Here is a 14,979-nt window from a genome sequence, read left to right on the forward strand (position 1 = left end):
GGCGGCGCTATATCGTGCACGTTTACTTTTATTCATGTTGTCACCTAAATGGGTTATGAGTGAGATCATAACATTTCTTATTAGGTGGCCAAATTCACTATGCCACTACACAGCTTGCATTTTAGTGGCACAACCACCCAGCAACATTGTTGTGAAAGTAAGGGCGAGAAGAATCGATTTATTGTTCATGTTGTTCCTTTGTTTGAACATTAATTGTTGGCCGCAGCATAGTAGTTCAAATGAGTACATGTTGTAAAGTTGGTGTAATGATTATGAATTGGTTAATTATGCTTCTCTAAATTTTATAATTGATCTCATCTATAGAATACAAAACGAGTCGTTTATTTCAGATAATCTACAAAAAATTTTTGAGTGCAGCTGACATTTCAGAGCACAGATTTTCTATTTACCAGCATAAGCACCGCAACTTTGATATTTCTTAAATTAAAAAGAGATAAAGAAGTTTAAATCCTAAATTTACTCACTAAGTATAACTTTAGTTCTCCGCATGTGTGGAATGAGTGGCACCACTAAAGCAAAGTGCGCTTGCCTTACAGGCTTGCACACAGATATTTGCAAATCTTTACCTGTTAACGACACTTCCTTCGTCTACTGTCATTCAGTAACTCTATATACTATCGAAACAATTTTAGTTTCCCATGCAAGATAAATGCTTGCTGTTTTTAGTTTACTGGACGCGAACATACCGATGAAAAAATCCTCAAAGCGTAAACTGCTGATCGCACTAAGCAGTCTTATCCTCCTTGGTGGCGGTGCTTATTTTCTGTGGCATGAACCGGAAACGGCGCCAGCCTATGTAACTGAGGCTGTGCGACGTGGGAATATTGAAAACTCCGTACTCGCTAATGGCATGTTGCAGGCATCGAAATTGGTGAGTGTCGGTGCACAAGTTTCAGGGCAGATCCAAAGTTTGCCCGTTGTGCTTGGGGATGAAGTCAAAAAAGGGGATTTAATTGCCCAGATTGACAGCTTAGCCCAACAGAATAATCTAAAAGATGCACTCGCTTCACTTAAGAGTATCAATGCCCAGTATCGTGCTAAACAGGCACAGATCCGTCAGGCAAAACTAGAGTTTACCCGCCAACAGGAAATGCTTGCAGATAAGGCTAGCTCCCGTGCCGACTATGAAACCGCCGAAGCCACTTTAACGGTTTATCAAGCCGAGTTAGAGCAATTAGAGGCGCAAAAACAACAGGCTGAGGTAAATGTCGACAGTGCTAGAATCGATTTAGGTTATACCGAAATTACCGCACCTATGGATGGTACAGTCGTGTATACCGCGGTTGAAGTGGGGCAAACCGTTAACGCGAATCAAACGACACCAACCATAGTTGAAATGGCACAGCTCGATATTATGACGGTAAAAGCGCAAATTTCCGAAGCTGACGTGGTCAACGTTCATCCCGGTCAATCCGTCTATTTCACCATCCTTGGGCGCCCTAATCATCCTTACCGCGGCAGCTTGCGAGCTATTGAGCCTGGGCCGACATCAATGGATGGTGATGATAGCAATATGAGCTCTAGCGACTCGGATGCAATTTATTACCATGGTTTGTTTGATGTCGAAAACCCAGACCGCACTTTACGTATTGGAATGACAGCGCAGATCTCAATTGTGCTCGCTAAAGCCGATGATGCATTGCTAGTGCCTTCGCAAATTTTACGAGTCAAGTCGAGGGATAAACAAACGGCTAAAGAAGGGGCCGCTAGCGAGCCAAAAGGTAATCGTGGGCCTCAGTATCAAGTGCCGGTATTAGTCAATAATCAAGTACAATATGTGGATGTAACCGTTGGTATTAACAACAAAATTAATGCCGAAATTACCTCAGGTTTAAATGAAGGTGACTTAGTTGTGCTGGGTATGCCTTCATCGGAAGATAGTAGCAAACTGCGTCGCCCACCTAGTATGAGGTTTTAATTGTGACTGCCGCATTACTTGAAATTTCAGGTTGTTATCGTACTTTTCAGGCGGGAGAGCAGCAACTTACCGTACTAAAAGATGTGAACTTATCCATTGAACGTGGCGAGATGGTTGCCATAGTGGGAGCCTCAGGATCGGGCAAATCGACCCTAATGAACATTCTAGGCTGCTTAGATAAACCGTCGAAGGGGGCGTATTTTATCAATGGTCAAGATACTTCCACCATGGATGCCGATGAGTTAGCTCAATTACGGCGTGAACATTTTGGTTTTATTTTTCAGCGTTATCATTTGCTTGGCGATCTTACTGCGATAGGTAACGTTGAGGTTCCCGCGGTTTATGCAGGTAAAGAACGTAATGCCCGAAAAGACAGAGCAGAACACTTATTAACTCGCTTAGGATTAGGTGATCGACTCGATCACAAACCCAATCAGCTCAGTGGCGGTCAGCAGCAGCGGGTCAGTGTGGCGCGTGCGTTGATGAATGGCGGTGATGTGATCCTTGCCGACGAGCCAACGGGGGCGTTGGATAGCCACAGCGGTGAAGAAATGATGCAGTTGTTGCAGGAACTTCACAGCGATGGTCATACCATCATTATCGTGACCCACGATATGAATGTGGCCCAATATGCCGACCGCATTATTGAAATCAAAGACGGCATTATTATCAGCGACGAGCGTAAACCTAAGGTACCAAAGCAAGCTGGTACGGCGGTCACTAAGATGAATAGCCGTGCTCGTGTAGCGTCGTGGGATAGATATGTTGAGGCGCTAAAAATGGCGCTACTTGCCATGTCAACCCACAGATTACGCACCTTTCTCACTATGCTTGGCATCATTATTGGTATTGCATCGGTTGTGTCTGTTGTGGCATTAGGTGAAGGATCTCAGCGGGAAATTCTCAATAGTATTAGCTCAATGGGCACTAATACTATTGATATTCGCCCAGGCTCCGGCTTTGGTGATAGGCGCTCAGCGCGAGTGCGAACCCTAACGGCAAGTGACGCTGATGCCCTTAAAAACTTGCCTTATATTGACAGTGTTACACCAAGTATTAGCTCGAGCGCTACGGTACGTTTTGGGAATAAAGCGGTGACTGCCTCAGTGAATGGGGTTGGGCCAGAGTTCTTTCGTGTTCGGGGTTATGAATTAGCTCAGGGACAATTTTGGGACGATACCAGCGTCACCACACTTGCCCAAGATGCGGTGATTGACAATAACACCCGTAAGGAAATTTTCCCTGATAGTTCGGCGATAGGTCAGGTGATCTTCCTTGGGGATTTACCCGTGCGGATCATCGGAGTGACAGAGCCGAAGGAAAGTGCCTTTGGTAACAGTGATGCCCTTAATGTGTGGGTACCTTACACTACGGTTTCTGGTCGCATGGTGGGTAAACATTACCTCGATGGCATTACAGTGAGGCTCGATGAGTCGGTGCCCAGTAATGCGGCCGAGCAGGGGATTATCGCTTTACTTAAAATGCGCCACGGCACTCAAGATTTCTTCACCATTAACACGGATACCATTAGACAAAATATTGAAAAAACCACGGCAACTATGACCTTGCTTATCTCGGCAATTGCGGTGATATCCCTGATCGTGGGCGGGATTGGGGTGATGAATATTATGTTGGTCTCGGTGACAGAGCGTACCCGCGAAATTGGTGTACGTATGGCGGTCGGCGCGCGCCAGAGTGATATTTTGCGCCAGTTCCTTATCGAAGCCGTGTTGGTGTGCTTATGTGGTGGCACTTTAGGTATCGCCTTAGCCTATTTAATTGGCGTGGTGTTTGCTCAAGCGGGTGGCAGTTTTCAAATGATTTATTCCACCACTTCTATTGTCGCTGCTTTTGCCTGTTCCACGCTAATAGGTGTGCTATTTGGCTTTTTACCCGCCCGTAATGCGGCGCGATTAGATCCCGTTGACGCCTTAGCGAGAGAGTAATAACACCATGAATAACCCAATATTAAATCGTAAAATTATGCTTCGTACTTGCGCTATTGCTGTGGGCATTATATTGCTCGGCGGCTGCGGTAGTTTTATGCGCTCAGACTTTGAACCGCCAGCGCTGGCTATACCGAGTCATTGGCAAAACACTCAGGTCAACGAACAAGTGAACGTTGATCCTTGGTGGCAACAATTTCAGCAACCAGAGCTTGATAAGTTAGTAAGCCAAGTGCTGAGTAGCAACAATGACTTAACCCTCGCAACTTTAACCCTACGCAAGGCGCGTTTGCAGGCCGGGCTTGCGCGGGATGAACTCTACCCGCAGTTATCGTCCGATTTTTCGGCCTCGCGCAGTAAACCCCTCGATGGCGGTACGGCGACAAACAGTTATCAGGCTAAACTGTCTGTGAGTTATGAGGTTGATTTATGGGGTAAAGTCTCGGCAGATATCGATCAAGCCCAGTGGGCAGCCCTGGCGAGCGCGGAGGATAGAGAAAGTACCACCCAAGGTTTAGTTGCGACTACTGCATCGCTTTATTGGCAAATTGGCTACTTAAATCAACGAATTGCTATAAGCAACAAAAGTATTGAACACAGCCGACAAACACTAGCATTAACCCAACGTCAGTATGATTCCGGCGCTGTGACTCAAGTGAACGTGTTAGAAGCTAAGCGAAGCCTCGCGGGACAAGAGGCATCCCATAGTCAACTTATTCAACAGTTGACGGAGGCGGAAAATGCCCTTGCCATTTTACTTAACCAAGCACCGGGAGAGACCTGGGTCGAGATTAACGCCTTGCCTGATGTTGTTGTGCCAGAGATTGCCGTGGGAGTGCCTGCGGATTTATTAGTGAGACGCCCCGATGTGAAAGCATCTTTATATCAATTGCGCTCAGCACTAGCCAGTAAAGATGCGACTTATACCAGCTACTTTCCGAGCTTGAGCTTAACAGGCAGTGTGGGGGAGTCGACCTCTGAGTTAAAAGAGCTACTACGCAATCCGGTTGGTAGTTTAGGCGCAGGGTTGGTATTGCCATTTTTACAGTGGAATCAAATGCAAATTAACAACGATATTGCTGAGATTGACTATCAGACCGCCGTGGTGAATTACCGCAAGACACTGTATTCGGCCTTTGAGGATGTTGATAATGCTATCTCAGCTAAACAGCAATTTGCCTACCAAGGGGATAAATTACAACAACAGTACACTGCAGCCGCAGAGGTTGAAGCCATTTATGAGAGCCAGTATCGCCATGGTGCGATAGGTATTCAAGATTGGATTAATGCTCAAGAAACCCTGCGTACAGCGGAGGCGTCCTTGCTCGAAAACCGCTATAACCAGTTCACCGCCCAAGCGACGCTCTACCAAGCCCTTGGTGGTAGCGATATCGCACCCGTTATAGGTAAGGTTTCAAACTGAGCCTTTATATCATGGTAAAAAACCGCAATTTTAGCTGCAGTTGCGGTTTTTTTTTGTTTATATAATTGGTGGATAATTGAGGAGAACAGTTGCTGGGCTATACGGATTTATGCGGTTTTCATCTGTATTGCCAAAGACTTGCTACTATATAAAGTAAGGTCACATCACAAGCCGTGGGTATTGTATGTTGAGGTTGCTTATTCCAACTGGATTAAAGGAAGATGATCTCGGATCTCATTCCCTTGCCGCATCACGGGAAGCTTTGCAATTACTCAATGGGATCAAACCTTTTTCCATCGCGATAAATGCTACCTTTGCAATCCTATTCTTGTTTCTATCCGTATGGCCCTTAGCATTCATTTATATCTTAGGCTTAAGCTATCACCTTTGGTTAAACTACTGCGCTCAAATTCATCCTGAACAATTACCGCCAATTATACAGTGGTCTTGGTTGGTGGTGTTTATTCAATCCTTATTTGCAGTGTTAATTCTAGGATCCGATGCCGGATTCCAATATTACCTTCTTGCGACTATACCACCATCATTTGCAAGTGTTTTTAAGCCATTATTTTATAAGCTATTACAGGCTGTGATTATCATAGTATTCTTTCTCATTTGTGATATTTGGTTTATTGATTACGAGCCTTATTACCTTCACTCCGAAGAATTGATCAGCGTATTTCGTCATATCAATGTACTCGGTGCTTGCGCTTTACTCGCAGGTGTATCCTATGCGTATTCTCAAATTGTGATGTCGGCAGTCACAGCATTACGTAGTGTGGCTAATACCGATGAGTTGACGGGGTTAATTAATCGTCGGAGCTTAACTGCACTCATTAATCGAGAAGCAGCAAGAGCGTTGCGTACCCAAGCGCCTATGAGCCTAGTTTTATGTGATATTGACTATTTCAAACGCATTAATGACACCTATGGTCATGCGGCTGGGGATCATGTGCTAACTAATGTCGCTAATTTATTACAAGGGGCTTTGAGGGAATATGATGTAGTGGCACGTTGGGGTGGTGAGGAGTTTTTATTGCTATTGCCCAATACCGATATGATAGAAGCTCTGAAGGTAGCAGAGCGATTACGAGAAGTTGTTGCTTGTAGTCACCTCAGTTTTGAAGCTCAAACTATACCTGTGACTATGACGCTTGGCGTTGCAGTTTTAGGTGATGAAAATTGGCATGGTACATTAGCCCGTGCCGATGAGGCACTTTATCGCGGTAAAAACCAAGGTCGAAATTGTGTTGTGCAGGCATAAACCCCGTGATTACACGGGGCCGTAAAGATTTTAGCTTTGCAGTATCTTAAGTGGCAGGCTGAGCATATCGTCACCTGTTCCTGCTAAATGCCAGATAATACCGACTAAGGCACCTACAGTGAGTAAGTACCAGATAGTTGAGAAGATTTGCCCATATCTATCGAGTGGTAATAAATGACTTTGATGGCGAGTTCGCCATTCAAAGATAATTTCCAAACTGCCTATTAACAGTAAAAAACCGAGTAATGCGAGGCCGAAGGTGTAGCTGACATAGACACCAAAGGCTGCTCCTACTGCACAGGCAATAAGCCCCATCACGCTGTTCATTGAAAAGCTAATGCTCTTTAAAATATGGCCACCATCTAAGGGCAAAATGGGCAATAGATTAAAGAGATTAAGTAGGGCATTAAAGGCCGCAAGGCCTGCAAAAAACACATTGCCAGTAGCGTGGTAGGCAATCAATGAACCTATGGACATGAATAGACCAAAGGTTGGCCCCATAATGGAAATCACCACATCTTGCCAACGTGTATTGATTTTTTCATCGGAGAGGGCGAGCCCGCCCATAAAAGGAATAAGGTAAATCCCCTTGGTTTTCATACCAAAATATTTCATCGCGCGAATATGGCCGTATTCGTGAAATACCAGACAGGCGATCAGGGCCAGCGCAAATTGAAGCGAAAATAGCCAAGAATAGGCTGCAACACTGGCTCCGGCTAGCACCACTTTAATGACTTTGGCACTTTTCAAGAGTTTAAAACCAAGGGATGCCAGCCCAACTATGCTTAACTTTTGTTGCTTAACGATAGGGATTTCAGGACTTTGCCTTTCGATATCCTTTTCGGTGCGCGTCCCTTGGGCTATTACCTCGTCGTCCTGAAGCAGGCGATAATCGAAGCGAAACGGTTGCCATACTAAATCGGTTTCAAGGCGTATGGTGATCTTGGTTTCGAGGGGATTTTGTTCTCCGCTCTCGATAACCAGTGGGCTGCTAAACTGGCTGAGTTCAAATTCATGTATTCTGAGCCCACCATTATCGATAGAGGCAGACTTTTGTGAGACTAAGTTATTGTCCCAGAATAGTTGTTGCCAGCCTGCGAGGGAGCCTTCTAAACGCAGTTGTTTGCCTAAGCAGTCAATCTTAAGTAGTTCCAATTTGGGTTCCATTTATTCGTGTATCTGAGTGTGGTTTTTACCTAAGGCAATCCTTCACTGTAAGTGGTATTGCTGGACCTGAAAACATGGCTTTATAGCGCCGTTAATGCGAATTCGGTTCAGACAAATTATGCCTGTGAATTTATGGCGAGGATATTAGCTTTTAAGATCAGATTGTTTTTAGTGCAAAAAACTAGCGTAAACCTACTCATCTAACGTGCGTACTATTTCCATTCCTTGGCTAATAGTAGTAAAGGCGAGTTTAGCCACGCAGCAGTGATCTAAGGCTTTGGCGTGGTTTTGCACCCACTTAATAAACTCAGTTAGTGGCAGATGTTGCTCTTGCTGGAGTAATTTTGGCAGTTCCCCTATTGGGTCTTCGTAAACAGTATGAGAATTTGCACTGATATGGTAGCGGTAGCCTTTGCTATCGAGCAATTGATCTTTATCGGTAAAGTGATGCTGATAAAGACAGGCAAGTTCTAGCCAATCCCGTTGGTGGGCAAGATAAAGTAGCTCATCATTTTGAATGAGTTTGACTACGGCGGGCCATTGAATGTCCGACATCTTGACGCTGGTCATTATTGCTCCTGTGATTAAAATAGGCCCAAGCCTAAAGTCATTAGACCTGGGCGAGTAGCATGACGCTATTGGGATTAAATAAAACGATAGCTGTCATGCACTAGATTGGCAGTATGCCACGCTTGGATTGGATTAATATAGACGCAAGGACTCTTGCGTCTATATTTACTAGTGGCTTGGTGTGGGAGCTTTGACCTTAGCGTTATAGTTGAAATTAATTTCTTGATTAAGATTGGTTATACAGCAAGTACCGTGTTCCCTCGTTGTACGATGATTGGCTTGTCCTATATGAAACTCCACATTAAGGAACACGTGTTTAAGCGCCTCGACACGGTATTTGTCATAATAGCCTTCGACTTCTTGCTTAAGTGTATCGAACTCAAGCTCTTCACGGGAGCGTTCATTTAAAATGCGGTTTTTCTCATCGAGCATCATCTTAATCTGCTCAACCATCACAGGATCATCCTGCCATTCTGATTTGGGTGGTAGTTTTTTTAGGCGAGCTTCTATATCGAGGCTGGCGACAACCATAGCCTGAACACCTTCATCCAGCAGTTTAAGATGTTGTTTTAGCTCTGCTTGCTCCATGGCGCAATACAGTTCTGTTTTTGTCCCTGCGGTAGCGCCTATAACAACGGCGGTAATACCTTTTTCGGCATGGGCCACGCCACCAACTAGATCGCCACGACGACCACTGACATCGCTTACGGTTAAGTTTCCTGTGGTTTTAGTATTACTGTGTAACAGCTGTTTGGTGACGAGGATATTGCCTTTGGCAACAAGATGGGAATACTGTACAAATTGTGCGCTGATTTGCCCTTGGGCATTGATCTTTGTCGAAAATTCATTTGCTCTAATTTGTCTGCCTATAATGCCTTTGCTTACGGTGACATCGCCTTCCGCATCTAAGGTGGCAGAATCCACAAATCCCATTACGGTAATATCACCAGAGCTTTTGACTTGCATACCTTCATGGACATCACCCGTAATTAAAATACTCCCTTTAAAAGAGACATGACCTGTGCCGATATCCACATCTTTGAGCTGCAGTACATCATCAACATTCATACCTGTGCGGGTTTCTACGGGTTGACCAGCAGCAGTGGCGATGAGTTTATTGGGGTCTCTTGGATGAAAATCTGTCCCTGTTCCAGCTTGTAATGCACTATCTTTGCCGGGTTTTTGTTTGAGTACTTCGCCTTTAATATTGTAACCAGGAGTGCCTTCTGTCGCGGGATGTTTGATCATCAATATATCATTAGGCTTTACCATGATCATTGAGCCAAGGTTGCGCATATCTACTGTCCCATCGGCGCGCTCTTGTGGTTGGAGTAGGCGTTCTCGAGCGAGGAATACTTTACGTTCTAATATGGCATTTTTACCATTGACGGGGGCTTTACCTTGGGCTATTTCACCTTGGCAACTTTCACCCGGTTTGAGTTTACCAAGCTGTTGCATTAAGGCTTGGATCTTGAGTTTACTTAACCCCATACATACGTTGTGTTTTTTGAGTTGAGTGAGGATTTCAGGCAAATCGACCTGTTTCCCGCCCCAAGGCGCGGTAAGTATCATACTGGCGTGCATTTTATCTGGGCTGATTTCAATCGTAACACTGCCGTTTCGTCGTTCTGCAATTTCAGCAAATAGCTCAAATTTACCATCGTCTTGATGGCATAACGAATTGATTTGGGTAACCGTTTTAGTGATGGAAGGCTCTAGTGGAAACAGGGATGAGAATTCAGGAAAAGACAATAGTTGTAGTATGTCGTCACGGGTGACTGGGCCGTGGGTATTTGGGATTAAACGCAACTCTGCCTTTGTCTTATCACTGCTTAACTCAAGAAGTTCAGGTGGCAACATAGAGAGCTTCCTACTAGTTTGTTTTATTATTGTTTGAAATACTGTTTTGAGTATAACAGTAGAGACTTTGTGCAAAGAAGCCTTTTTGGCGGTAAAAACAGCAAATGTTGTTTTATTGTTGTTTTTGGTCTATGCATTGGTTTTTTAATAGTTTTTTATAAGAAGGAATCAGTATTATCCAGTGTAATCTCTGGTTATTTTATCCTAATTGTCGATTTTACCGAGGGTTGTGCTCATTTTTAATTTAACAAATATTTTATATTTTATAAGTTAAAAACCTGTGTTAGGGACTATAAAAGTGTGGAAATACTGTACTTCTTGTATCAAACACAGGGGTGAGCCGTCTCACAAATCAGCACGAATGTTTTCGTGCTTGATATCCTCATATCAAACTCCCAACCTAAAGCCGCGATTGGGAGTACAAATGCACTTATTGTTGTTGGAAGTAATACAGCTTGTACTTGTTGTTTTCCGCAGGGACTTTTAACTGGCCAAACTCGGCGGCAATGGTATCGGAGTAAGGTAAATGACGGTTGGCGACTATTTGCCAAATACCGTTATGGTGCAATTGCTTAGCGCTATCTGTGACGAAGTTTTTTGCTATGTTAGTCGTGCTTGTTAAACCATCATGAAACGGTGGGTTAGAGATGATACCGTTAAATTTGCCCGTTGTTTGCGCTAATCCATCGGAGGGATAGACTTTAGCCGTCATGCCATTGGCCGCAAGCGTGAGTTCGCAGGAGGCTAATGCCATGGCATTGATGTCGATGCATTCTAAGGATAGACTCGGCTGCACTTTGAGCAAGGCGGCTGCAATCACGCCAGCACCGCAGCCAAAATCAAGTACGCGGCCAGACAGTGTCGGTAGGTGCGACAGTAATAATTCAGTGCCTTGATCTAGGCGCTTCTCACTAAATACCCCCACTAAATTACAGATACTGATCTCGCCCTGTGGGGTTGTGAGTTGATATTGGCTGACCCAATCGCTGAGTTTTATCGTAGGGGCACTGCCTTCCAAATTACTGCCAAAAAGCAGACAGTGGCGCGCGTTGTCGAGCTTCATCCCCGTTGCAAAATAGTCAGGCAAGAGTTTAACCAAAGACTTAATTCCGCCCTTGTTTTCCCCGACCACTAACAGTTGACCATTAGGCACTAAATGGTTTGCAGCTAAATTAAACAGGTAAGGCGCAAGGGGTTTAGCTTTAGGAAAATAAACGATTACCGTATCGTACTTTTCTGGTTTAAGCGGGTCTTGATGTGGCAGCTCGTGTCCGAAGTAGCAACGCAACTTTGAGTTGGCCTGCGGCGCTAAGTGTAAGTAATGGTGGTAATCTAAGGCGAGTGCATCGACCGAGGCTGCGATATCGAGCAGGGCTTTGGGCAGTAGATCGGCTTCATGGTTGAGCACTAACACCTTGTGTTGGCTTAGGCTGTCTTGATTGCGAATGATGACTTGCGATGGATTGGTTAACACTGTGACTAACACCAATAGACTGAAGTGCGGGCATTATACCCGTTATTCGTTATTCAGCCAGTTCGCATCCAAGAGTTTCAGCCTAGGATAATAAAAAAAGCAACTGCATTATGCGGTTGCCTTTCATTTGTTGAATGGAGCAAAACATTAGCTTTTAGGTTTCTTCGGTTTTGGCAATAAGCTAAAGATCTTATTGGCAATATCGGTATTATCTTGATGGCCGTTAAACAGCTCTGATGCAGGACCTGCAGCAAACACTTGTACATCTAAGCCTGTATGGCCACTCGTTGTCCAACCTGTATCCGTACGTTTATCAATCACATGGCGAATCGCAACAGCCATGGTTTCTAATCCCTGCATTCTGGCGACGTTTAATGTTGTCACTTCTTCTTCGCTAAGCTCGAACCCTAAACCACGGGCGAGATCGGCTTGCCATTGCTCACCGCTAATGGCCGCTAAGGCTAAGGTATCTGAACTGGCAGAAATATTGCGTAGAATTTCGGGGTTCCAGCTGTAGTTACCATTTGCGCCAATCGATAGGCCACCCGTATTGTGGTCGGCGGTGATCACCATTAGGGTATCTGGATTTTGGCGAACAAATTGTTCAACTACCTCAATGGTATTAGAGAACTCATCCATTTCACCCATGGCAGTCGCTATGTCATTATTATGGCCCGCCCAGTCGATTAAACTCCCTTCAACTAAGAGCACAAAACCTTGTTCATTTTGTGATAATAAGCTGAGGGCCTTTTGGGTTAAGGTGCTGAGTTTTTTGGCCTCTTTTTCATCAATTGCCCAGGGTAATTGGACTTCGGCAAATAGACCTAACACTTTAGGTTGGGTGATAGTGGCAAGATCATCAAAACGGGTGATGTGTTGATAGCCTTTGGCTGTAAATTGCGCTAGCAGCTCGGGTGAGAAATACTTTTGACCGCCACCTAAAAATACATCGGCATTAGTCTCTAAATAACTGAGTGCTATCGCATCGTAATTTTTACGGCTCTCGTTATGGGCCAAAAATGCTGCTGGCGTGGCATGATTGATTTGTGACGTAACGGCCACACCTGTGCTTAAACCAAGGGCTTTGGCTTTTTCGAGTATGGTCGGTAGCGGTTGCTTTTGGGGATCGACCGAAATCGCCCCATTATAGGATTTTACCCCAGTAGCCAGTGCTGTTGCTGCAGCTGCAGAGTCGGTAACATAGCCACTGACACTGGCGGGATAGGTACTCGCCATGCCCACAAGCAAGCGGTCGAATACGGTTTGCTCAACCTCTTCGGTGTCTGGATTATCTTTATAGTAACGATAGGCGCTAGTGTAAGCGGGCCCCATACCATCGCCTATCATGATGACGATATTTTTCGGGCGAGATGGCGCTTTCGTTGGACCTGTTTCGATGTTTGCCCAAGTCGGAGTCGATAGCAATAAGCCTATGCCGAGTAACAAGAGTGGCGCTTTGGTGAAACTCATATCACATCCCTAGAAAGTGGCTTGGCGCTAGCTAATCCATAGCGCCTTAGATCAACAAACTCTTATAAGTTAACACATTATTTCAATCAAGCTGAGGCCTTAATACGTGCCTCGATAGCATCCATTAACATGCCAGTGATATCGACATCAAATGCCGCTTGGATCTCACGGATACAGGTTGGGCTGGTTACATTGATCTCGGTGAGCTTGTCACCAATCACATCTAACCCGACAAAAATCAGTCCACGTTTTTTAAGCTCTGGGCCAATGGCGCGGGCAATCGCCCAATCGCTGTCGGATAAAGGCTGGGCTACACCGCTACCGCCAGCAGCTAAGTTTCCACGGGTTTCGCCTTTCATCGGAATACGGGCTAGCGCATAGGGTACAGGCTCGCCATCAACCACTAAAATGCGTTTATCACCTTGAGTGATTTCAGGGATAAAGGCTTGAGCCATCGCATATTGTTGGCCATAGCTGGTCAAGGTTTCAATGATGACCCCCAGGTTTGGGTCGTCCTGCTTCACGCGGAAAATCGAGGTGCCGCCCATGCCATCTAGAGGCTTAAGAATGATATCGCCCTTAGCTTGGTGGAAAGCGCGAATACGCTTAGCGTCGCGGGTCACGATAGTTTCTGGGGTGAATTCGCTAAACCAAGCGGTAAACAGCTTCTCGTTCGCATCACGTAGGCTTTGGGGCTTGTTAACGATCAACACGCCTTGCTCTTCGGCGCGCTCGAGCATGTAAGTGGCGTAGATAAACTCAGTATCGAATGGTGGATCTTTACGCATTAAGATCACATCGAGTTCGCTCATTGGCGTGTCTTTAGCTTCGCCGAGCTCAAACCATTTGCTCGCATCATTGATGACTGTTAACGGACGCATATTGGCCATCGCCACACCGTTGACCATAGCAAGATCGGCCATTTCCATATAAAACAGTTGATAGCCTCTTTCTTGTGCGGCCATTAACATGGCAAAACTGGAGTCTTTCTTAATGTTGATCTCACCGATGGGGTCCATCACTATGCCGAGTTTTATCATTAATCTGTTCCTTATTTGTCGCCGTTTGCAGGCACAAAAGCATTTATTGGAGAATGGCTTAGAGCATGCTGTATAGCTTGCACTGCATTAGCCTAAATCACCAAATCTAAGTTGTAGCGCTGTTATTGCGGTCAGCGAGGCTGTTTCGGTGCGAAGCACTCTGGGGCCAAGCAACACATCGGTAAACTGATAGGTTTCTGTCATGGCGATTTCTTCCGCCGATAAACCACCCTCAGGGCCAATTAACAGACGCACGCGGGTATGAGCTAGATCTAAGCCATTGATACCGTGGGCGGCGCGCGGGTGCAGATTGAGTTTTAGCGCCGAGGTAGGCTCACTGCACCAATCGTGCAAGTCCATCGCTGGGCGAACTTCAGGTACTTGGCTGCGCCCCGACTGCTCACAGGCGCTCACGACGATTTTCTGCCATTGCTGAATTTTCTTCTCTAGGCGTTCGCCGTTGAGCTTCACGCCGCAGCGATCGGAAAACAGTGGCGTAATGGTATTAACACCGAGCTCGACCGATTTTTGAATGGTGAATTCCATTCGATCGCCACGGGAAATCACTTGGCCTAAGTGTAAGTTGAGTGGCGATTCAGATAAATTCGCCTCACAGGAGAGCACTTTCACTGTGACATGCTTCTTACCCGCATCGACAATTTCAGCAAGATAATCATTGCCATCGCCATTGAATAGGCTGATATGTTCGCCGTTACCCATGCGTAGCACTTTGCCAATATGGGCCGCGCCATCTTCGTCTAAGTTCAGCGGTTGATTGATGGCTAATGGTTGAGGTTGATAAATTCTTGGAACTCTCATTGTCGAC

Annotated in this window: 11 protein-coding genes; 4 read left to right on the forward strand and 7 right to left on the reverse strand. The window is 45.4% G+C overall.

The annotated features are described in order from the left end of the window. Positions 1–709: 709 nt before the first annotated feature. From L2744_RS18615 to L2744_RS18630, 4 genes are all read left to right on the forward strand, one after another. Complete coding sequence (locus L2744_RS18615) at positions 710–1,939, forward strand: efflux RND transporter periplasmic adaptor subunit (protein WP_248993298.1); 1,230 nt, start codon at positions 710–712, stop codon at positions 1,937–1,939. 2 nt (positions 1,940–1,941) lie between these two features. Beyond that, positions 1,942–3,885 carry a MacB family efflux pump subunit gene (locus L2744_RS18620; RefSeq protein WP_248993299.1) on the forward strand — a complete coding sequence of 648 codons (1,944 nt, stop codon included), beginning with the start codon at positions 1,942–1,944 and terminating at the stop codon, positions 3,883–3,885. Between the two features lie 7 nt (positions 3,886–3,892). Next, entirely contained in the window at positions 3,893–5,308 is a 1,416-nt protein-coding gene (locus L2744_RS18625) for an efflux transporter outer membrane subunit (RefSeq protein ID WP_248993300.1), read from the forward strand. A 184-nt stretch (positions 5,309–5,492) separates the two neighbouring features. Continuing rightward, positions 5,493–6,572, forward strand: a complete 1,080-nt coding sequence (locus L2744_RS18630) for a GGDEF domain-containing protein (RefSeq protein WP_248993301.1) — start codon at positions 5,493–5,495, stop codon at positions 6,570–6,572. A 30-nt stretch (positions 6,573–6,602) separates the two neighbouring features. On the opposite strand, the gene L2744_RS18635 is transcribed toward L2744_RS18630, so the two are convergent. The 7 genes from L2744_RS18635 to rsmE all read right to left on the reverse strand — a co-directional run bounded on the left by L2744_RS18635 (position 6,603) and on the right by rsmE (position 14,972). After that, on the reverse strand, positions 6,603–7,739 hold the full coding sequence (locus tag L2744_RS18635; protein ID WP_248993302.1) for a site-2 protease family protein: 1,137 nt from the start codon (positions 7,737–7,739) through the stop codon (positions 6,603–6,605). 192 nt (positions 7,740–7,931) lie between these two features. After that, a complete protein-coding gene (locus L2744_RS18640) occupies positions 7,932–8,309 on the reverse strand; it encodes a DUF4144 family protein (RefSeq protein WP_248993303.1) in 378 nt (125 codons plus the stop codon). 168 nt (positions 8,310–8,477) lie between these two features. Next, positions 8,478–10,169: a flagellar assembly protein A gene (locus L2744_RS18645; protein ID WP_248993304.1), complete on the reverse strand. Its 1,692-nt coding sequence runs from the start codon at positions 10,167–10,169 to the stop codon at positions 8,478–8,480. A gap of 430 nt (positions 10,170–10,599) precedes the next feature. Next, the gene (locus L2744_RS18650; RefSeq protein WP_248993305.1) at positions 10,600–11,643 is read right to left on the reverse strand and encodes a methyltransferase; all 1,044 of its coding nucleotides are present in this window, start codon (positions 11,641–11,643) and stop codon (positions 10,600–10,602) included. Between the two features lie 147 nt (positions 11,644–11,790). Then, positions 11,791–13,113 carry an alkaline phosphatase gene (locus L2744_RS18655; RefSeq protein ID WP_248993306.1) on the reverse strand — a complete coding sequence of 441 codons (1,323 nt, stop codon included), beginning with the start codon at positions 13,111–13,113 and terminating at the stop codon, positions 11,791–11,793. Between the two features lie 86 nt (positions 13,114–13,199). Next, positions 13,200–14,153 (reverse strand): glutathione synthase, encoded by a 954-nt coding sequence (gene gshB, locus L2744_RS18660; RefSeq protein ID WP_248993307.1) that lies wholly within the window; start codon positions 14,151–14,153, stop codon positions 13,200–13,202. A gap of 87 nt (positions 14,154–14,240) precedes the next feature. Next, complete coding sequence (gene rsmE, locus L2744_RS18665; RefSeq protein WP_248993308.1) at positions 14,241–14,972, reverse strand: 16S rRNA (uracil(1498)-N(3))-methyltransferase; 732 nt, start codon at positions 14,970–14,972, stop codon at positions 14,241–14,243. Positions 14,973–14,979: the final 7 nt, after the last annotated feature.

The sequence above is a fragment of the Shewanella profunda genome (assembly GCF_023283765.1).
Lineage (GTDB): Bacteria > Pseudomonadota > Gammaproteobacteria > Enterobacterales > Shewanellaceae > Shewanella > Shewanella profunda.

Coding starts and splice junctions, on each gene's coding strand:
- L2744_RS18615 (WP_248993298.1), top strand. CDS start 710: ATGAAAAAATCCTCAAAGCGTAAACTGCTGATCGCACTAAGCAGTCTT.
- L2744_RS18625 (WP_248993300.1), top strand. CDS start 3,893: ATGAATAACCCAATATTAAATCGTAAAATTATGCTTCGTACTTGCGCT.
- L2744_RS18630 (WP_248993301.1), top strand. CDS start 5,493: ATGTTGAGGTTGCTTATTCCAACTGGATTAAAGGAAGATGATCTCGGA.
- L2744_RS18635 (WP_248993302.1), bottom strand. CDS start 7,739: ATGGAACCCAAATTGGAACTACTTAAGATTGACTGCTTAGGCAAACAA.
- L2744_RS18640 (WP_248993303.1), bottom strand. CDS start 8,309: ATGACCAGCGTCAAGATGTCGGACATTCAATGGCCCGCCGTAGTCAAA.
- L2744_RS18645 (WP_248993304.1), bottom strand. CDS start 10,169: ATGTTGCCACCTGAACTTCTTGAGTTAAGCAGTGATAAGACAAAGGCA.
- L2744_RS18655 (WP_248993306.1), bottom strand. CDS start 13,113: ATGAGTTTCACCAAAGCGCCACTCTTGTTACTCGGCATAGGCTTATTG.
- gshB (WP_248993307.1), bottom strand. CDS start 14,153: ATGATAAAACTCGGCATAGTGATGGACCCCATCGGTGAGATCAACATT.
- rsmE (WP_248993308.1), bottom strand. CDS start 14,972: ATGAGAGTTCCAAGAATTTATCAACCTCAACCATTAGCCATCAATCAA.